This window comes from Pseudomonas flavescens (assembly GCF_013408425.1).
In the GTDB taxonomy this organism is placed as follows: domain Bacteria; phylum Pseudomonadota; class Gammaproteobacteria; order Pseudomonadales; family Pseudomonadaceae; genus Aquipseudomonas; species Aquipseudomonas fulva_A.
This window is the reverse complement of sequence record NZ_JACBYV010000001.1, coordinates 668,318-688,865: the sequence shown is the minus strand read 5'-3', so window position 1 is coordinate 688,865 and position 20,548 is coordinate 668,318. Positions and strand designations below refer to the sequence as shown.

General features: G+C 61.1%; 17 protein-coding genes. 12 read left to right on the top strand and 5 right to left on the bottom strand.

All coding sequences use genetic code 11. The annotated features are described in order from the left end of the window. Positions 1-79: 79 nt before the first annotated feature. The 4 genes from FHR27_RS02920 to FHR27_RS02905 form a co-directional block, all read right to left on the bottom strand. Complete coding sequence (locus tag FHR27_RS02920) at positions 80-1,243, bottom strand: DUF1624 domain-containing protein (protein ID WP_179537727.1); 1,164 nt, start codon at positions 1,241-1,243, stop codon at positions 80-82. A 172-nt stretch (positions 1,244-1,415) separates the two neighbouring features. Next, complete coding sequence (locus FHR27_RS02915; protein ID WP_179537726.1) at positions 1,416-2,720, bottom strand: CitMHS family transporter; 1,305 nt, start codon at positions 2,718-2,720, stop codon at positions 1,416-1,418. A 149-nt stretch (positions 2,721-2,869) separates the two neighbouring features. Next, the gene (locus FHR27_RS02910; RefSeq protein WP_179537725.1) at positions 2,870-3,955 is read right to left on the bottom strand and encodes a 4-oxalomesaconate tautomerase; all 1,086 of its coding nucleotides are present in this window, start codon (positions 3,953-3,955) and stop codon (positions 2,870-2,872) included. Positions 3,956-4,123: 168 nt separating this feature from the next. Next, positions 4,124-5,044, bottom strand: coding sequence for a LysR family transcriptional regulator (locus FHR27_RS02905; RefSeq protein ID WP_042552684.1), 921 nt, complete (start codon positions 5,042-5,044; stop codon positions 4,124-4,126). A 222-nt stretch (positions 5,045-5,266) separates the two neighbouring features. Here FHR27_RS02905 and FHR27_RS02900 point away from each other — a divergent pair, with 222 nt between their 5' ends. From FHR27_RS02900 to rfbC, 8 genes are all read left to right on the top strand, one after another. Further along, positions 5,267-6,349: a 4-oxalomesaconate tautomerase gene (locus FHR27_RS02900; RefSeq protein ID WP_179537724.1), complete on the top strand. Its 1,083-nt coding sequence runs from the start codon at positions 5,267-5,269 to the stop codon at positions 6,347-6,349. A gap of 29 nt (positions 6,350-6,378) precedes the next feature. Then, a complete protein-coding gene (locus FHR27_RS02895; protein WP_179537723.1) occupies positions 6,379-7,638 on the top strand; it encodes an OprD family porin in 1,260 nt (419 codons plus the stop codon). Positions 7,639-7,688: 50 nt separating this feature from the next. After that, positions 7,689-8,669, top strand: a complete 981-nt coding sequence (locus FHR27_RS02890; protein WP_179537722.1) for a Bug family tripartite tricarboxylate transporter substrate binding protein — start codon at positions 7,689-7,691, stop codon at positions 8,667-8,669. Between the two features lie 322 nt (positions 8,670-8,991). Then, positions 8,992-9,966 carry a D-2-hydroxyacid dehydrogenase family protein gene (locus tag FHR27_RS02885; RefSeq protein WP_179537721.1) on the top strand — a complete coding sequence of 325 codons (975 nt, stop codon included), beginning with the start codon at positions 8,992-8,994 and terminating at the stop codon, positions 9,964-9,966. Between the two features lie 299 nt (positions 9,967-10,265). After that, positions 10,266-11,312, top strand: coding sequence for an NAD-dependent epimerase/dehydratase family protein (locus tag FHR27_RS02880; RefSeq protein WP_179537720.1), 1,047 nt, complete (start codon positions 10,266-10,268; stop codon positions 11,310-11,312). Between the two features lie 73 nt (positions 11,313-11,385). Further along, positions 11,386-12,162, top strand: coding sequence for a glucose-1-phosphate cytidylyltransferase (gene rfbF, locus FHR27_RS02875; protein ID WP_179537719.1), 777 nt, complete (start codon positions 11,386-11,388; stop codon positions 12,160-12,162). Positions 12,163-12,175: 13 nt separating this feature from the next. Next, positions 12,176-13,537, top strand: a complete 1,362-nt coding sequence (locus FHR27_RS02870; RefSeq protein ID WP_179537718.1) for an NAD(P)H-dependent oxidoreductase — start codon at positions 12,176-12,178, stop codon at positions 13,535-13,537. Further along, the gene (gene rfbC / locus FHR27_RS02865; protein ID WP_042556828.1) at positions 13,534-14,082 is read left to right on the top strand and encodes a dTDP-4-dehydrorhamnose 3,5-epimerase; all 549 of its coding nucleotides are present in this window, start codon (positions 13,534-13,536) and stop codon (positions 14,080-14,082) included. The genes FHR27_RS02870 and rfbC overlap by 4 nt, the downstream gene beginning before the upstream one ends. On the opposite strand, the gene FHR27_RS02860 is transcribed toward rfbC, so the two are convergent. Further along, the gene (locus FHR27_RS02860; RefSeq protein ID WP_042556829.1) at positions 14,076-15,116 is read right to left on the bottom strand and encodes a glycosyltransferase family 2 protein; all 1,041 of its coding nucleotides are present in this window, start codon (positions 15,114-15,116) and stop codon (positions 14,076-14,078) included. The two genes, rfbC and FHR27_RS02860, sit on opposite strands and share 7 nt — an antisense overlap. Positions 15,117-15,525: 409 nt before the next feature. Between FHR27_RS02860 and rfaH the strand changes: the two genes are divergently transcribed. From rfaH to FHR27_RS02840, 4 genes are all read left to right on the top strand, one after another. Then, on the top strand, positions 15,526-16,038 hold the full coding sequence (gene rfaH / locus FHR27_RS02855; RefSeq protein ID WP_179537717.1) for a transcription/translation regulatory transformer protein RfaH: 513 nt from the start codon (positions 15,526-15,528) through the stop codon (positions 16,036-16,038). 415 nt (positions 16,039-16,453) lie between these two features. Then, positions 16,454-17,614 (top strand): outer membrane beta-barrel protein, encoded by a 1,161-nt coding sequence (locus FHR27_RS02850; protein ID WP_042556831.1) that lies wholly within the window; start codon positions 16,454-16,456, stop codon positions 17,612-17,614. Positions 17,615-17,747: 133 nt separating this feature from the next. Continuing rightward, complete coding sequence (locus FHR27_RS02845) at positions 17,748-18,287, top strand: polysaccharide biosynthesis/export family protein (RefSeq protein ID WP_042556832.1); 540 nt, start codon at positions 17,748-17,750, stop codon at positions 18,285-18,287. Positions 18,288-18,289: 2 nt separating this feature from the next. Beyond that, a complete protein-coding gene (locus tag FHR27_RS02840; RefSeq protein WP_042556833.1) occupies positions 18,290-20,521 on the top strand; it encodes a GumC family protein in 2,232 nt (743 codons plus the stop codon). Positions 20,522-20,548: the final 27 nt, after the last annotated feature.

Below are 20,548 nucleotides of genomic sequence, written 5' to 3'. Positions count from 1 at the left end.
TCCAGTCTGTCTGTGATTCAGAACGGACAGGCCGCAAGTAGCCGATGTTCGACCACTCCGACAAGCGGATGAGCGGCATTCAGAGATAACGCAGCCAGGTCAGGTCGCGGCGACGGGCCTTGAGTGCCGCGAACCAGCGCACCGGAGGAAACAGCACCACGGCGAGCAGAATCGAGCAGAGCCACACCGGACCGATCGAGTCGAAACCGAAGTAATCGCCCTGGTTGGTGCCCCAGATGGCCACCGCCGCCAGGTACAGCAGCTTGAGCACGTAGAGGTGCAGCAGGTAGAAGAACATCGGCGCGCCACCGTAAACGGTCAGCACCTTCAGCCAGCGGTTGCCTTGGGCCCGCTCGAAGGCCAGCAACAGCAGCAGCCCCAGCCCCAGGGTCAGCGACAGGAAGGCCAGCGACGGTGGGTACTTGGTGATATTGAGAATGCTCATCAGGGTTTCCAGCCAGTTGCTGCCCATGATCCAGCTCTTCTCGCCGTAGCCGTTGCCTGCACGAACCACGATGAACACCAGCAGGGAAGCTAATCCCCAACCGAGCAACAGGCGCTGCCGGCCGGCGGCGTCTGCAGCACGGCCGAACCACGAACCAGCGGCATAACCCAGGGCGATCACGCCGATCCACGGCAACAGCGGATACGAGGTGCGCAGACGCAGGTTTTCGGAGACCTGCAGCCAGCCGCGATCATGCAGGATGGCCCATGGCACGTGCATCGCCGAATCGGCCGCGAAGTGCAGGTCATCGAGCAGGTTGTGACCGCATACCAGCACCAGCCCCAGCACGATCAGCACGCCGCGCGGCAGCCATACCAGCAGCGACAGTGCCAGCATGCTCAGGCCGATGGCCCAGATCACCTGCAGGTAGATCACCGTCGGCGGCACCTGAAAGGTCCAGGCGAAGTTGACCAGCGTGAATTCCAGTACGACCAGAAACAGCCCGCGCTTGAACAGGAAAGCGCTGACCGCGGCCCGGCCATTGGCCTTCTCGCCATACAGGAATGCCGACAGGCCGGTCAGGAAGATGAATACCGGCGCGCAGAGGTGAGCCAGGGTGCGACTGAAGAACAGAGAAGGCTCGGTACTGCTCACATCCATGGGGTCGAGTACCTGTCGGTGCAGGAAAAACGTCTCGCGCACATGGTCGAGCAGCATGAACAGGATGACGAGCCCGCGCAGGGCGTCGATGGAAGTAAGGCGTGAGGTAACGGGATGGGTGGTGGCGGCAGTGGTCATAGCATATCCAGGACAGGAAGCCGGGCAGACAGAGGGTCTACCGGGCACAGCGAATGGTTATGATATAACAAACCTTAACTACCAGCCCAGCCCCATCGTCCATACGAGCATCAACCCTCTCCCACCAGCAGCTGGCGGCTGGGAACACCCGTCCCAGCGCGCCTTCATGCACTCAGACCAGAAATGAAATGGCCCCGGTCAATACCGCCACCAGGGTGATTCCCAGCGACAGCAGCACGGCCCACTTCACCGTGGATTTCTGAAAGTCGCCGATGTCCTTGTCCACCATGCCGACCAGCAACAGGGTCGAAGCCACCAAGGGGCTCATCAGGTGAACCGGCTGCCCGAGGATCGAAGCGCGGGCGATTTCCACCGGGTCGATGCCATAGGCCGCTGCAGCCTTGGCGAGAATGGGTACCACACCGAAATAGTAGGCATCGTTCGACAGCACGAAGGTCAACGGCATGCTGGTAAATGCCACCACCAGCGGGAACAGGTGGCCCCAGGACGGCGGGATCATGTTGACGATGCTTTGCGCCAGGGCGTCGACCATCTTGGTGCCCGAGAAGATCCCCGCGAACACGCCGGCCGCGAAGACCAGCAGCACCACCGTCATGGCATTTCCCGAGTGGGAAAGTATCCGTTCCTTCTGAATGTCGAGCTGCGGGTAATTGATCATCAGGGCGACCACGAAACCGATCAAAAAAAGCACGGCGGCATGCGCGACGCCCATCACCAGCGCCGTCATCACGGCGATCACCAGAAACAGGTTCACCCAGACGAAGCGAGGACGCTTGTAGGGCTGGTCGCCGAGAATCTCCTCGATATAGCAGTTGCCGCCGCCGGTCTGCAGTTCGGTGTTGCCGATGCGGCTGCGCTCCTTGCGGCCAAGCACGTAGGCGATCAGCACCACGAAGGCAGCGCCGGCCACCATGGTCGGCAGCAAGGGAATGAAGTATTCGGAGGCATCGAGACCCAGTGCGGCGATGGCGCGCGTCGCCGGTCCGCCCCAGGGCGTCATGCCACTCATGATACTGAGCGACAGCATGGAAACCGTGGCGAGCACCATGGGGTTCATGCCGATGCGCCGGTACAGCGGCAACATCGCCGCGCAGGTGATCATGTAGGTGGTGGTGCCATCGCCGTCCAGGGCAACGGTCAGGGACAGCAGCGCCGTGCCCACGGCGATCTTCACGGGATCTCCGTTGACCTTGCGCAGGATCTTGCGAATCAGCGGATCGAACAGCCCCGTGTCGATCATCAGCCCGAAGAACAGGATCGCGAACAGCAGCAATGCCGCCGAGGGCGCGACCATCTTCAGGCCGTCGAGAATCATCTTGCCGGTCGAATCGCCGAAGCCTCCTGCGACGGCGAAAACGATCGGAATGAAGGTGAGCGCCACGATGGGCGACATGCGCTTCGACATGATCATGTAGGTGAACACGACCACCATCGCCAACCCGAGTAAAGCGAGCATAGAGTTCTCTCTTTTTGTTTTTGGAGACGAGCATCTCGTGGCGATCCGCGACAAGCGGATTTGCCCAAGTTACATGCTTCGTTTGCTGCAGTGACGGCTCTCTGCGTAGAACCTTTGCCAGGAGACCAGTGCCTCACTGGACGGCAATGTCACCCGGCCAGCAGGCGCTCCTCCGGAGCGTGCACCTCACCGGAAAACAGCCGCCTGGCGGTGCGTACCACGGACGCGCGAATGGTCTCGCCCTGCTCGCCCACGTAAGCCAGCGCCACCTCGATCGAACCGCTTGGATGTTCGATGCGTACCTGAGTCATGCGCTCTTCGCTGGCATCGAGACCGAGCATTTGCGCCGCCACGGTTCCCTGACTGACGCACGCGGTGGCCAGACCGATGGAGCCGGTGATGGCCAATGCGCGGTGGCAGTTGTGGGGCATGAAATACCTGACCTGAATCGTTCCGCCGGATGAGGCCGGTGCCAGCAGCACCGGTTTCGGAATGACTTTCTGGCTGACATCACCCAGCCCCATGGCCAGGCCCGCCTGCAGACGAATGGCGTCGAGCCGGGCGAGAAAGTCGAGGTCGGCATCGAGCTCGGCAGGTGACTCGCGGCCGGTCTTGCCCAGGCTGGCGGCATCGATCAGCACCATCGGCATGGCCATGTCGATGCAGGTGGTTTCGACGCCATCGAAGCGGTCGCGGGTATTGCCAGTGGGAAACAGCTTGCCGGTCTTGCTGCCGGCAGCATCCAGAAAGGTCAGCTCGATAGGCGCGGCGACACCTGGTACGCCATCGATGCGGGTCGCGCCCGCATAGGTGACTGCACCGCCCGGCGTCTGCACCTTGGAACTGACGAAAGTGCCGGTATTGAGATTCCTGATGCGCACCTCAGTGGTAGCGGGCCCCGCCTTGACCAGGCCCTGCTCGACCGCGAACGGCCCCACGGCGCAGAGCATGTTGCCGCAATTGGGCGCCGTGTCGACCCGCCGCTGGGAGACCATGACCTGCACGAACAGGTAGTCGACGTCTGCATCCGGGTGGCTGGACGGGCTGACGATGGCGACCTTGCTGGTCTGCGGGCTGCCACCGCCTATGCCGTCGATCTCCAGCTCATGCCCTGCGCCCATGACCGACAGCAGGACTTCATTTCTCTCCTCTACCGACTCAGGCAAGTCGCTGGCGAGAAAAACCGGGCCTTTGGAGGTGCCTCCGCGCATGAGCACACAGGGAATTCGCTGCATGATTCTTACTCTTGTACTGATCAATCAGGCCGATTGATGTCTTGAGCAAAAGAGTTACACGCACCGACAATTCCATCAAATGCAAAGATTTAAGCGATTGATGCGTTTGACGCATCATTAAGCATGGCATTTCCGGATGGCTGAAAAACGCAACATCGCCGTGTGAGGTTACGCCGGCTTGTCACCGCCCAACGCGGTATAGCCCGGCCACTGTCGCAGCAAGGTATCGACGAATTGCTCCGCAGCCGGCGACAGCGACGAGCCATGGCGCCGTACCAGGCCCAGGGTGCGGCTGATCACCGGGTCCACCAGGGGGCGCTGCACCAGCGTAGGGTGATCTTCGGCAGGCATCGCCAGGCTGGGCATGGCGGCGATGCCCAGGCCTGCCTCGACCATCCCCAGAGACGTGGACAGGTGCTGAACCTCGTAGAACCAGCTGGGCCGCCAGTCGAGGTGGGCCAGGCCATGGTCGAGCAGCACGCGGTTGCCGCTCAAGCGCCCCACGCCGATCAGGCGGTAATCACTCAATTCCCGCCACGCCACCTGAGGCTGCTCCGCCAGGGGATGGTCACGTCGACAGGCAAGCACGAAGGGCTCGTTGACCAGCGGGGTGAAATCGATCTCCGCGTTCTGCCCGCTGAGCATGTTGATGCCGAAATCCGCCTCGCCGCGCAGCACGGCTTCGAGGCCTTCATGGGCGCTCAGGTCGAGGATACGGATGCGAATTTTCGGGTACTGCCGATTGAACTCACGGATCACCGTGGGCAGAAAGTAGAACGCCGCAGTCGGAATGCACGCCAGAGTGACCTGCCCGGACTGACGCTCGGCCAGTTCACGGATGCCCAGAATCGAACGTTCGAAATCATCCAGCAAGCGCCGAGCCTTGGGCAGGAAGTCACGGCCCACGGCGGTCAGGCTGACCCGCCGCGTGGTGCGATCGAGCAGCTGGGTGCCCAAGCCCTCCTCCAGCTTCTGCATGCGTCGGGTGAGCGCCGGCTGGGACAGATGAATGGCGTTGGCCGCCTCGTGAAAATTGCCGAACTCAGCAATTTTGACGAAGGCACGAAGATCCTGAAGCTCGTAATTCATGCATAAAACCTATCAATGACGACTTTTATTATGGGAGGCAGATTAGTCCATTAATCAGAACGCGGCGACCACCCGTGAAAATGCCCCGTCCGAAGCCTCTAGCCAGCGCATTAATGCACTAAAAGCATTAGTTCTTGAAATATATGCAATTTACAAAACAAAACACACTCACCACCATTTAAGGAAAGCAACAATAAGCGAATTTATTGCACTGGAGACATCATGCAAGCCATTCCCTGCGTCCTGATGCGCGGCGGCACTTCTCGTGGTCCGGTTTTTCTGGCCAATCACCTGCCTTCAGATATTGCCCAACGAGACGAGCTGCTGCTCAAAGTCATGGGCTCGGGTCACGAGCTGGAGATAGACGGTATCGGCGGCGGCAATCCGCAGACCAGCAAGGTCGCCATCGTGAGCACCTCCCCTCACCCGGATGCCGATGTCGACTACCTGTTCGTGCAAGTCATGGTCGCCCAGCGCCGGGTCGACACGGCCCCCAACTGCGGCAACATGCTCTGCGCCGTCGGCCCATTCGCCATCGAACACGGCCTGGTCAACGCCTGCGCACCAGTGACCCGGGTACGCATTCGCAACCTCAACACCAACACGTTGATCGACTCGGAAGTGCAGACGCCCAAGGGCAAGGTTCGCTACGAGGGAGAAACCAGCATCGATGGTGTTCCCGGCAGCGCTGCGCCAATCAAGCTGACCTTTCTCGATGCCGCAGGGGCGAAGACCGGAACACTGTTGCCTACCGGCAATGTTCGCGACCGCTTCGACGGCGTCGACACCACCTGCATCGACATGGCCATGCCCATGGTCATCATGCACGCCGAAGCGCTGGGCAAGACAGGCCACGAGACAGCTGCACAACTGGACGCCGACAGCGCGTTGCTGGAGCGCCTGGAACGCATCCGCCTGCAGGCAGGAAAGGCCATGGGCCTCGGTGACGTCAGCCAGATGGTGATCCCCAAACCCGTGCTACTCGCCCCGCCACGCAACGGCGGCACGCTGTCGACCCGCTATTTCATGCCCCACAGCTGCCATCGATCCATCGCCGCTACCGGCGCCATCGGCCTGGCCAGTGCCTGTGCCCTGCCGGGAAGCGTCGCGTTCGACATTGCCCCGATAACCGGTGCGGCCCTGGTACGCCTGGAACATCCGGGCGGGCAGATAGAAGTATCACTCGAGCCTGGCGAAGACAGCCAGCCGCACCACATGCAGGCCTCCCTGATACGCACCGCGCGGCGCCTTTTCGCCGGCGATGTCTACGTGCCGCTGACGGCAAGAGGCACACAGAAAAACTGACGTCACCCGCGCCCCGAGAGAGAACAATAATGACAAGAAAGAATCTGCTCTATGTATCCCTCGCCCCCGCTTTCCTGACAGGCCTGCCGTTGGCGGTGGGCAACGCTCAGGCGGCCGGATTCATCGAAGACAGCAAGGCCAACCTGGAACTGTGCAACTTCTACCTCAATCGCGACTTTCGTGACGGCCCAGGGCAGAACAAGCGTGAGGAATGGGCCCAGGGTTTCATCCTCGACATGGAATCCGGCTACACCCCGGGCACCGTCGGTTTTGGCGTGGACGCCCTGGCCATGCTTGGCCTCAAGCTCGACTCATCCCCGGATCGCTCGGGTACCGACCTGCTGCCACGCAACGGCGATCGGCGCGCCGAGGACGACTACAGCAAGCTTGGCCTGACCGCCAAGGTGCGTTTCGCCGACAGCGTCCTCAAGGCAGGCACCCTGCTGCCGAAGATGCCGACCCTGCAGTTCAGCAACAGCCGCCTGCTGCCTCAGACCTTCGAGGGCTGGCAGCTGCAGAGCAAGGACATCGACCGACTGACGGCCTCGTTCGGCGAAATATCACGGGTGGTGCAGCGCGATGTCTCGGGCTCCAGCAAGCTGGCACTGAACAACAAGAACGGTCGCTTCGGCGCCAGCCCGAGCAGTGATCATCTGCGCTTCGCCAGCCTCGACTATGCCCTGACGCCGACCACTCAGGTGAGTTACCACCAGGGGGAGCTGAGGGACATCTACCGCCAGCACTTCCTCGGCCTGCAGCACACCCTGGCTCTGGGCCCGGGCAAGCTGAAAAGCGACCTGCGCTACTTCAACAACAGCGAGACAGGTCAGGCACGCGTCGGTGATATCGACAACCAGGTATTCAACGCCATGTTCACCTACAGCCTGGCTGGCCACGCGCTGGGCGTGGCCTACCAGCGCATGCATGGTGACGACGGCTTCGCCTATGTCGACGGCGCAACGCCTTACCTGACCAATTTTCTGCAGATCAACGACTTTGCCGGGCCCGATGAGCGCTCCTGGCAGGTTCGCTATGACTATGACTTCAGCAAAGTGGGCATCTCCGGCCTGACCTTCATGACGCGCTACGTGCGCGGTAACGGCATCGACCTGGCGAATGGCGACAGCGGCAGCGAGTGGGAACGCAACACCGACCTGGCCTATGAATTCGCCGAAGGACCGCTGAAGAACCTCAAAGTCACCTGGCGCAATGCCGCCTACCGCGCCAATTTCACCCGCGGCATGGATGAAAACCGCCTGATCGTGAGTTACGCCCTGCCGATCTGGTGAGACGGCGCCAGGTGAAAAACCTGCCAATAAATCCAATACAGGTAAACACCATGAAAGCTTTCAAGAACTGCCTTCTTCTCCCCCTCGCCGGTGCACTGCTGCTGACCACCCTGCAGGCCAGCGCCGACCAGCCGCACCGGCCAGAATGCATCGCGCCAAGCAAACCGGGCGGCGGCTTCGACCTCACCTGCAAGCTTGCCCAGGCGGGCCTGAAAGACAATGCCGTGCTCAAGGCGCCGATGCGCGTCACCTACATGCCAGGCGGTATCGGCGCGGTCGCCTACAACTCGGTGGCCGCCAATCGGCGTAACGAGCCAGGCACGCTGATCGCATTTTCCGGTGCTTCGCTGTTGAACCTGGCCTTGGGCAAGTACGGCCAGTTCGACGAAAACGCCGTGCAGTGGCTGACCACCATCGGTACCGATTACGGCACCCTGGCAGTGCGTGACGACTCGCCCTACAAGAACCTCGACGATGTCGTGCAGGCGCTCAAGAAAGACCCGAAGAGCGTCGTCGTAGGCGGTGGCGGCAGCATCGGCGGCCAGGGCTGGATGAAGATCGCGCTACTCGCCAAGGCAGCAGGCATCGACCCCAGCGAACTGCGCTATGCGGCCTTCGAAGGCGGCTCCGAGCACTACATGGCGCTGATGGGCAAACACGTCGATCTGGTCACCGGCAGCGCCAGCGAGATCGCCTCCCAGAAGGGCAACGACATCCGCACCCTGGCGGTATTCAGCGAAGAGCGTCTGCCCGGTGACCTGGCTTCCATTCCCACCGCCCGCGAACAGGGCTACGAGATCCAGTGGCCATTGATCCGCGGCTACTTCCTCGGCCCGGACGTTCCCGAAGAACACGTGCAATGGTGGCGCGAGGCCTTCGCCAAACTGGAGTCGTCCCCCGAGTTCGAGCGCTACATGGTCGACCGTGACGTACTGCCGATGTATGTCGCCGGTGCGGACCTGCAAGCCCTGGTACACAAGCAGGTGCAGCAGTACCGCGAGCTGGGCCGCGAATTCGGGCTGGTCGAATAACCTCCTTCCGGGGGGCGCCGTTAGGCTCTCCCCATGCCCCCAATGCAAGACCGTATCTTCGCGGGCGTCTGCTTGGTCTCGCCCCACCATTGGCGACCTGATGGAAAAGAACCTGCACCGCGCCCTGTCGCTCTCCAACGAAGACCTGAGCATCCTGTGGAACGGCTCGATCAGCCGGCCGTATGGGCACTGCTGGCATTGATGATAGCCTTGCCCAACTGGCGTATCTGGCGGGCTCGCCGCAGGGCAGCGGCCCAGAGCGTCGGCTGATACATTACCGAATCAGGCTCCCCATGGAGCCTGAACCGCCTGGGAGCCTGCCATGCATATCGTCATTCCGGATGACTACCAGAACGTCATCCTCACCCTCGATTGTTTCGCCACCTTGAAAGGCCATCAGGTCAGCATTTATCACGATGCCGTCGACGACATTCGACTGCTGGCCGAGCGCTTCGCCGATGCCGATGCACTGGTGCTGACCCGAGAGCGCACGCGCATCGACGACGCACTGCTCGCCCATTTACCGAAGCTCAAATTGATCAGCCAGACCGGCAAGGTATCCAGCCATATCGATGTGGATGCCTGTACCCGTCATGGTGTGGCGGTGATGGAGGGGCGCGGCTCACCCATCGCACCGGCCGAACTCACCTGGGCACTGATCATCAATGCCAGGCGGCAGTTGTTCCCGGCCATGCAGGGCATGTACGACGGGTTGTGGCAGGTCAACCTCGGGCAACGCCTGGCCGGGCAGACGCTGGGCATCTGGGGCTACGGCAAGATCGGCCAGCGCCTGGCCCGTTATGCCCAGGCGTTCGAGATGCCCGTAATGGTCTGGGGCAGCGATGCGTCGCGCCAGGCCGCGGTCGCCGATGGACACCGTGCGGCGCCATCACGGGAAGCGTTCTTCGCCGAATCCGACGTGTTGACCCTGCACCTGCGTCTCGCCGAGAGCACTCGGCATCTGGTCACCGCCAAAGATCTGTCACTCATGAAAACCAACGCATTGCTGGTCAATACCAGCCGAGCGGAACTGATCGCCCCCGGCGCCCTACTCGAGGCACTGAACCTTGGCAGGCCGGGCGCTGCAGCGCTGGATGTGTTCGAGCAGGAACCCATCTTCGACCCTGCGCACCCGCTTTTGAATCACCCTGCCGTGCTCTGCACGCCGCACCTCGGTTATGTGGAGCGAGCAGGTTACGAGCTGTATTTCGGCGATGCCTTCGCCAATGCCCGGGCGTTTTTCAACGGAGAAGAATGCGTACTGGCCAATCCCGAGGTACGACCGCCAAGGGAATGACAGAAATTCTTCAACATTGTGAAATACGCCACAAAGCCCGCGCCAGAGGGTTCAACGCGTCGATTCGCGCGGGCTCCAGCGGTGCTGGAATCGTTTCGAGCAGGAACTGACCGAGCCTTCTCGACCACAAAAACCTGACCATAAAAACAGAAAATAAATATTAATCATTAAAAATCAAACATTTATAGACACTAAAACCACTCATCAGATAAACGAGCATTTTTCTGACGCAGGAATACTATCAGCCGAACGATGGATACCGCCCCAACCCGTGGGCAGTCATTGCAAAGGAAGGCTCGATGAGAATTCTCGTACTGGGAAACATGGGCTATGTGGGCCCCGCAGTCATCCGCGAACTGACCACTCGCCATCCCTCAGCCATCGTGCATGGCTTCGATAACGCCTATTTCGCCCATTGCCTTACCCATGCTCAGGTACTGCCCGAGCAGCGCCTGGCGCAGCAGCTGTTCGGCGATGTGCGGGACCTCTCGCCGCAGATGCTGGAAGGCTACGATGCCGTGGTGCAGCTGGCGGCCGTTTCCAACGACCCCATGGGTGATCGTTTTGCCGGCGTGACCGAAACGATCAATCAGCACGCCACCGTCGCCATCGCCAAGGCAGCCGCACGTGCCGGGGTACGCAACTTCGTTTTCGCCTCCAGTTGCAGCGTGTACGGCGTGGCCCAGGGCAGCCCGCGCACGGAGAGCGATCCCGTCTCCCCCATGACCGCTTACGCCCGCTCCAAGATCGGCAGTGAAGACGCGCTCTCCGACATCGCTGGCGACATGGTTATCACCAGCCTGCGCTTCGCCACGGCCTGCGGCATGTCCGACCGACTGCGCCTGGACCTGGTACTCAATGACTTCGTCGCCGGCGCGCTCAGCGAAGGCCGTATCACGGTGCTCAGCGATGGCTCGCCATGGCGCCCGCTGATCGATGTCGCCGACATGGCGCGGGCCATCGACTGGGCCATCCAGCGCAACGCCGACAACGGCGGGCGCGTTTTGCGGGTGAATACCGGCAGTGACGAGCGCAACCATCAGGTCCGCGACCTCGCTGCAGCGGTAGCCAATGCCCTGCCCGGCACCGAGGTCAGCATCAATACCGAAGCCCCCGTCGACAGCCGCTCCTATCAGGTCGATTTCAGCCTGTTCGCCAGCCTTGCTCCCGCTCATCAGCCACAGATGACCTTATCGAAGTCGATCAGCGGGCTGGTAGAGGGCCTCAAGGGCATGAACTTCAGCGACAGCCAGTTCCGCACCTCGCCGCTCGTGCGCCTGCGGGTTCTGCAAGGCCATATCGCCAGTGGCCGCCTGAGCGAGGACCTGCGCTGGCAATCACGCTAGGCATAGCGGCCACATAGCCAGAGCACGCATGACTCATTGATACAGCGTCCATTCACCACGGGGGAACACCATCATGAAGGTTGCAATCTTTGCGGGTGGCTTCGGCACCCGCCTGAGCGAAGAGACGGCGATCCGTCCCAAGCCAATGGTCGAGATCGGTGGCCGACCGATCATCTGGCACATCATGAAGATGTACGCGCACCACGGCTTCAATGATTTCGTGGTACTCGGTGGCTACAAGGTCGATTACATCCGCGACTACTTCCTGAACTACCGCGCCCAACGCACCGATTACACCATCGATCTGAAGACCGGCAACATCGACTGGCTGGAGAGCGTCAGCGAAGACTGGCGCGTCACCGTGCTCGATACCGGCGCCGACTCGATGACCGGCGGGCGCCTCAAACGTGCCATGCCACTGCTGTGCAACGAGCCGTTCTGCCTGACCTACGGCGATGGCGTCAGCGATGTGAACATCGGCGAACTGGTCAAGACGCACAAGGCCTCCAAACGCTGGTGCACCCTTACCGCCGTGACCCAGCCCGGGCGTTACGGCGCACTGCGTCTGAACGAGGACCTCAATCGCGTCGAAGCCTTCCGCGAGAAAGGCGCTGCCGATGGCGGCCTGATCAACGGCGGCTTCTTCGTCTGCCAACCGGAAGTCTTCGAGCTGATCGACGACGACCAGACCACCTGGGAAAACGAACCCATGGATCGCCTGGTCGAGCGCGACATGCTTGGCAGCTACCACCATCAGGGCTACTGGCAGAGCATGGACTCGCTGCGCGACAAGATCACCCTGGAAACCGCCTGGGCCAGTGGCGCGCCGTGGAAACAGTGGAACGACTGAAGGAGCAGCATCGATGATCATCGTTGACACGGCCCTGGCCAAACGCGAAGCCGAAGGCCGCCCCATTCGCGTGGGCATGATCGGCGCCGGCTTCCAGGGCAGCGGCATCGCCCTGCAGATCCTCACGGCGACCACCGGCATGCGCCTGTGCGCCGTGGCCAATCGCACTGTCGGCGGTGCGGTCGGCGTGTACGACCAGGCCGGCATAGAGCCGCTGCAGTGCAACACGCAAGCCGAGCTGGAGCGAGCCATCGCCAGTGGCACACCAGCCGTCACCGAAGATGCTCTGGCCCTCGCTCGTGCCGAAGGATTGGATGCGATCATCGAAGTCACCGGCTCCATCGAATACGCAGCGGGCGCGGTGCTCGCCGCACTGCAAGCCGGCAAGCACGTGGTGCAAATGAACGCCGAGCTGGACGGCACCATCGGCCCGATCCTCAAGCACAAGGCCGACCAGGCTGGGGTCATCTACACCTTTTCCGATGGCGATCAGCCAGGCGTGCAGATGAATCTCTACCGCTTCGTGGCGGGGCTAGGCATCAAGCCGGTGCTGTGCGGCAACATCAAAGGCTTGCACGATCCGTATCGCAACCCGACCACGCAGCAGGAGTTCGCGCGTCGCTGGGGGCAAAAAGCGGCGATGGTCGCGTCTTTCGCCGATGGCACCAAGATTTCCTTCGAGCAGGCCATCGTGGCCAACGCCACCGGCATGCGCGTAGCTCGCCGCGGCATGCTCGGCCCGGACTTTTCCGGCGGCAATCCGGGCGCACCACTGGTGCCCATCGAGGACACCATTTGCGCGTTCGAAGCGCACTTGAATGCAAACGAACCCGGCCTGGTCGATTACGTCGTGGGCGCCCGCCCGGGCCCCGGCGTGTTCGTCATCGGTACGCTGGAAAATCCGCGGCAGCGCCATTACCTGGAGCTCTACAAGCTCGGCAAGGGCCCCTATTACAGCTTTTATACGCCTTACCACCTGTGCCACTTCGAGGTGCCCAACTCGGTCGCCCGCGCGGTGCTGTTCGGCGATCCGGTCCTGACGCCCAGTGGCGGGCCAAGCGTGGGGGTGATCACGGTGGCCAAGAAGGATCTGCGGCCAGGCGACAGCATTGACGACTTCGGCGGTTACGAGACCTACGGCATGGCCGAGAACATCGCCGCCATCCGCGATGAAAACCTGCTGCCCATCGGCCTGGCACTCGGCTGCACGCTGAAGCGCGCAGTGGCCAAGGACAGCGCGCTGACCTTCGACGACGTGCAATTTCCGAGCGGGCGACTCGTCGACCGCCTTTACGCCGAGCAGGAATGCCTGTTCGCAGCAGACGCCGCCAGCACTCGACGCTTTCGCGATTTTCTCGATCAGGAGCAGCCATGATCTTTCACAGCACGACACTCAACGACGCCTGGCTGATCGAACTGCAACCGCGCGGTGACGAACGCGGCTACTTTGCGCGAACCTTCTGTGCGGATGAGTTCGAGCGCCATGGACTGATCAGCCACTTCGTGCAACAGAACACCTCACGCTCGGCACGACGCGGCACCCTGCGCGGCCTGCACTATCAGGTGCAGCCCCATGGCGAAGCCAAGCTGGTGCGCTGCACCCGCGGCGTCATCGTCGACGTGATCGTCGATCTGCGCGAGCAGTCCTCGACCTATCTGCAGCACGAGGCGTTCGAGCTGAGCGCCGACAACCAACGGCAGCTTTACGTGCCGCCAGGCTTCGCTCACTCGTTCCAGACCCTGAGCGATGACGTTGAAGTCAGTTACCTGGTGTCGAGCGCTTATACGCCGACTGCCGAACGCGGTCTGCGCTACAACGACGAGCGCCTGAGCATCGATTGGCCACTGGCAGTGACCACCATTTCGGAAAAGGATGCGGCCTGGCCCCTGCTGGCCGACCGCACCGACCGCCTCTACTGAGCGGGCATCATCTCCGGCTGCAGGAAGCTGGAGGCCGGCTCGATATCCAGCGACATCACCGGTAACGTCATCTCGAATGCCGGAACCACGGCTCGGCGAATCTGCACCCGCAGGCTGTCCAGCGGTGCATCGGCGGACTCGACCCGCGGCGAGAACGCCAGGGCTTCCAGCAACCCCTGCAGAACGATGCGGGCTTTGTAGAATTCACCGCCGCGCAACAATCTGAACATTCCCCACAGCCGGTGGCTCAAGGTCGTCAGCAACCGGCGACGATTGGCGTACTTGCGGGTGATGAACAACTCGTTGCGCACGAAGTGGCGGTGATAGCGGATCCGCGCAGGGCTCTTCTCGGTGCGGATGTTGATCGCCCCACCACCCTCCTGGCGCAGATGCAGCACCTTGCTCGCGCCCACCAGATACCCCGGGGTATTACGAGTGACGCGCAAGGTGAACTCGGTGTCCTCGCCCCAGATGAACATCGAGGAAATCGGCACGCCGAACTCGGTCAGCGTGGCGCGAGGTACCAGAATCGACACGAAGGTCGCCCGGGAAACCGGCACCACGCCCAGATCCACGGTAGCAGGCCAGCACTCGTAATCGATCCGGTTGCGCCGCTGATCCAGCGACGGCGCATTGTTGACCAGCCCCTCCTGGGTGTAGGCACCCGACAACAGGAAGGTGCGCTTGATATTCCGTGCAGCCAGCGATTCATCCGCCTCGATCAGCCGCTGCAGGGCATCGGCACTGGGAATCACATCATCGTCCATCATCCAGATGAAATCGGCGCCACGCTGGTAAGCCATGCGGAACCCGGCATTGAAACCACCGGATGCTCCGACGTTATCCGACAGCACATACAACTCCAGACCGGGCAATGCCAGATCCAGCACCATTTGCTCCGTACCATCATTACTGGCGTTATCGATCACGATAACGCCATCACAGGGTCTTGTTTGCGCGTATACGGCATCCAGGCAACGCTCGAGCAAATCCTTGCGGTTATAAGTAAGAACCACTGCGTATATGTGCGTCATGATTCATCATCCTTAATCAGAGTTGATATCTATTGGCCACCATGGCTCCAATCTTTTTTTCTTCGGCTGATCCGTTATGCAGATGCGTTATCACCGGCTCCGTTCAGGGCATCCGACAACGCGTAACAGGCAAGACGAAACCATCAAAAAACAGGCGCCATAAAATCGATTGCAACTTACCGGGGAACTTTCCTTGATACGGGTAACACGCAACCAATATGCACCTTTCCGGCAACTAAAAATCAAAATGACAGCACAATTACGGCAGCCACTTGTCGGATTTTTCAGCTCATGAAATAACTCGCCACTCGTCGCGCAATTACACCTAATGAAGTGTGGAAGGCCTACTATCGACGCTCTGCCAGAACAGCGATTGATGGCACTTCGCAAGCATGGAAAGCTGAGGCCTATGAGCATCGACGTGAAGTTTTCGGAAGCCGCCTGGTACCTGATCCAGTGCAAGCCCCGACACGACGACAAGGCCTGGGAACACCTGAACAGACAGGGTTTCGAGTGCTTTTGCCCGCGCACCAGAACGCAGGCGACCAGGGCAGGCAAACGCGTCCAAATCACCCAACCACTCTTTCCCGGCTACCTGTTTCTGCATATGCAGGAACAGGGTAACTGGGCAGCTTTGCGCTCGACACGAGGCGTCAGCAGGGTCGTTGCCTTCTGCGGAGTTCCTTGCCGAATAGATGATTCAATTATCGAGCAATTGAAAGCGCGCAGCCTGCAGAGCGTGCAAGCGAAAGCACTGACTGCCGGAGACAGAGTGCATATAAACAGTGGTCCACTGGCCAATATGGATGCGATCTTCCTGGCCATGGACGGCGAACAGCGAGTGATGCTGCTGCTTCGCTTACTTAATCGAGAAAAGCGCGTAAAAGTCCCGCTCTCTCAACTTTCAATTTTACAGGCATGAATATTGCTCAACCTCTTAACATGCCTGTAACGCAAAACTTCTACTATCCGGGCTGAACCCAGAGCCTCAGCCACTGCAACCCATCCGACATCGCATCATTGCCCTCAAGAACGATGGCCTTGGGGCGGTAGCGTATTTTTCAGAACCGAGCACGCCGCCCCCGATTGCAGCACTGGCGGCAGGAGCGAACCATTAAAGCGCATGAAAAGTTCCGTGTTTTTTTATCGAGGCGCCTGTGATGAGTTTCACGGCCAACGGGGAACTTCTTCCCTGAGCCGACAACCAATGACTCATGAAAAATGGCCGCAAGTCAACGCGATAGATGACTGAACAGAGGCTGCCGGGCCATCGTCCCGCAGCGTCGTCACCCGGCCACTCCACTCAAGCGATCGACCCCGGGAAGGGATTTGGCACGATGAAACTCACCAAGATATTGACGGCTTCGCTAGCAGGTACGCTGTCTACGACCAGCTGGGCAACCGACCCGGCGAGCATCGACCTGGCTGGTTTCGAGTTCACGCCTACCCTCGACGTTACCGAGAGCTACGACGACAACTACCGCGGCCTGCGTGACGGCGCCGGTTCTTCCTGGATCACCAGCATCAACCCGAAGTTTCTGCTCAGCGCCGAGACGCGCAACAGCGGTTACCAGCTCGAATACGAATTCGACGACCAGACCTACCACTCTGACGATCGGGCCAGTCATACCGACCATCACCTGCGCTTTCGCAGCATTCTCGAATTCAACTCGCGCAATCGCCTGCGCTGGAACCTCGGCTATCACCGCGTCGAGGAGACCATCGACCTGGCGGATCCCGATGACAATGAAAACGACAAGTACGACCGCACCGTCGCTGGCGCCACCTACAGCTACGGTACGCTCAGCGGGTTGAACCAGCTGGACTTCGGCGTCAACCGCGAGGGTATCCGCTACCGCAACAGCGGCGAACTCAACGCCGACGAAGAACGCGACAGCACCATGTTCAACACCGTGTGGTACCACCGCCTCGGTGGCAGCACGCGATCGCTGGTCGAACTGCGCCACACCGATCATGACTACATCCGCAGCGGCAGCAACCGCGACAGTACCAATGACGCCGCACTGTTCGGCGCCACCTGGGAAGCCACCGCCAAGACCTCCGGCACCCTGCGCCTCGGTGCCGAACGCAAGAACTTCGACAGCAACACGCGTGAGGATTACACCAGCCCGATGTGGGAAGTCGGTGTGGCCTGGGAACCGCGCACCTACTCTGTCGTCAAACTCAACACACGTCGTGCCTTCGACGAAGGCGACGACGGTGCGAGCACGGTTCAGGACACCACCACCCGCCTGAGCTGGGAACACGAATGGTCGGCCTTCATCCGTACGGATCTTGACTACCGCTTCTCCGATCGCGACTACAAGGCGATCGAGCGCAAGGACGAGCGCACCAGTTACGGCCTGGGAGTCACCTACTCCCCGGATCGCTGGGTCGATGTATCACTGGGTTATCGCCACACCGAAAACGATTCGAGCGTGCGGGAGAAATCCTATGACCGGAACATCTATCAGCTGTCGTTGAGTTTGAGCCTCTAGCACCGGGGCCCTCCTCAACAGGGTGACGACCAACGTCACCAACCCTATCAACCTTTTCCCGTTCGCCTCTGCAGGCGAGCGGTGGCGCCCTTTTTTCCGCGCCACAGACGAATCAACCACAAGGAGTAAGCGGATGTCAGTCCACCATCTGTTCAAAGCCTTCTCGCTGCTGCTGATGCTCGCATTCGCAGCGACTGCCCAGGCCAATCCACAGTATCGGCTGAGCTCTGGCGACGTGATCAAGATCAGTGTCTTCGGCGAGCCGGATCTGTCGTTCGAGGAAATCCGCCTCAATGACGCAGGCACTTTCTCCTACCCCTTCCTGGGGTCGATCGAAGCCAGTGACAAGACTGCCGGCGACATCGAACGCATCATCACCGACAGATTGAAGGCCGACGGCTATCTGGTCGATCCCCGCGTCTCCGTGAGCGTGACCACCTACCGCGAGTTCTACATCAGCGGCGAAGTGAAGGCGCCCGGCGGCTATCCGTATCAACCCGGCCTGACCCTGGACCGCGCCATCGCGCTGGCCGGCGGCCTGACCGAACGCGCTTCCACCAAACGCATCACCATCGCGCGCGGTTCAGGCGAAGCCCGAGCTTCGGAAAAGGCCGCGCTCGACACCCTGGTCAAGCCGGGTGACACCATCACCATCGATCAAGGGTTCTTCTGAATATGAACAGTCCTGCACGAACGATCCGACAGTGGCAGCCATCGCCGTCGGAAGCAGATAGCGATTACATCGACCTGCGGCGTATCTGGAACGCCATCTGGATGCGCAAGTGGGCCATCGTGCTGTTCGTGGTCGTGATCACGCTGGTCACCGCCCTCGCCGTGTCCCGTATGACGCCCGTCTACAGAGCGGTATCGACGGTGATGATCGAGACCAAAGGCACCCAACTGGTGTCCTTTCAGCAGGTCTACGACACCACCGGCGCAGTGAACGAATACCTGCAAACCCAGCTCGGCCTGATCAAGAGCCGCGGCGTTGCAGAGAAAGTGGTTCGCGAACTCAACCTCACCGAGCACCCGGACTTCGACCCGCGCCAGCAGCCCAAGCCGCTGATCAACGTCGGTGGGTTCGTGCGTAGCGTGCAGGGCATGCTGTCGGTGACCGGGCTGGTCGATGAGCCCGAGCCGGCCACACCGATGACCGAAGCCGAGCTGCTGGATATCGTCACCAAGATGCTGATGGACCGCACCAGCATCTGGGTAGAAGGCAAGAGCCAACTGGTGAGCATTTCCGTCGAACTGCCGGACCGCCTGACCGCAGCGCAGATCGCCAACTCCCTGGCCAGCAACTACATCGATAGCCAGCTCGAAGCGCAGATGGAAATGTCGCTGTCCGCTACCACCTGGATGAACACTCGCCTGACCGAGCTGCGCAGCTCGCTGCAGGAAGCCGAGAACCGCCTGCAAGCCTATCGCGAGGCCGAAGGCCTGGTCGATGTGAACGGCGTGGCGACCATCAGCAACAACGAACTGTCGCTGACCGGTGACCGCATGATCGACGCCCGTCGCCAGCGCGCCGAAGCCGAAAGCCAGTTCCGTCAGGTCGAGTCCATGGGCTCCACCGACTGGCGCCGTCTGTCCAGCGTGCCTGCCGTGCTGGGCAACCCGCTGATCCAGCAATTCAAGGCGGAAGAAGCCCGCGCTCGCGCCAAGGTCGAAGAGCTGTCGCGCCGTTACGGCGAGCGCCACCCGGCCATGGCCGCTGCCAAGTCCGACCTCAGTGCTGCCTCGGCTAGCCTGCGTGCTCAGGTCGAGCAGGTCGTGGCGAGCATCGAGCGCAACTACCAGCTGGCTGTCGCCAACGAGAACTCCCTGAATGCCTCGTTCAACAAGAACAAGGAACAGATCCAGGACATCTCGCGCAAGGAGTTCAAGGTACGTGAGCTGACCCGCGACGTGGAAAGCAACCGCTCGCTGTACGAAACCTTCATGACCCGTCTGCGCGAAACCGCAGCCACTCAGGACGTCAATTCCAGCAACGCGCGGATCATCGATCAGGCCATCGCGCCCATTCAGGCCGCTGCGCCGAACAAGAAGTTGCTGATCGTCCTGGCTGCCGGCCTGGCGCTGATTTTCGGTATCGCCCTGGCGGTGATCCGCGACATCCTCAACAACACCTTCAAGAGCGCCGACGACGTCGAGAACAAGCTGAACCTGCCGGTGCTCGGCATCGTCCCGCTGATTTCCACCAACACCAAGTACACCGCAGCGCACCTCTTCGAGCATGGTGAGGACGCGCGCTTCTGCGAGTCGATCCGCACCATTCGCACCAGCCTGATGCTGGCCGATACCTCGCGCTCGCAGAAGGTTCTGGTGGTCACCTCCTCGTCGCCTGGCGAGGGCAAGAGCACCCTGGTGGCCAACATGGCATTCGCCCTCAGCCAGCTGCAACGCGTGCTGCTGATCGATGCCGACCTGCGCCGCCCGACCCTGGCCAAGAGCTTCGACTTCCCGGTCGGTACGCCTGGCCTGGCCAACCTGATCACCGGCAGCGCCAAGGTCGAAGACTGCATCCACAACATGGGCAACAACCTGGACATGCTGCCAGCCGGTGCGGTACCGCCGAACCCGCTGGAACTGCTGGCATCGCCACGTTTCGCCAAGTTCCTGGAAATGATCAAGGAGCGCTACGACCACATCATCATCGATTCGCCGCCAAGCCAGGCGGTCAGCGATGCCTCGCTGCTGTCGACCTTCGCCGACTCGGTCATCTACGTGATCAAGTCCGAGGCGACCTCGATCCCGCTGGCACAGCGTGGCGTGGGCCACCTGCTGCAGAGCGGTGCCTCGGTGATGGGTGTGGTACTCAACCAGGTGGACGTGGAAAAAGCGGCCCGCTCCGGCGATTACAGCGGCTACTACGACCACTACGGTTACAGCGACCGCAAGGCCTGATGCAACCATGAAAATCCAGCGCATGAC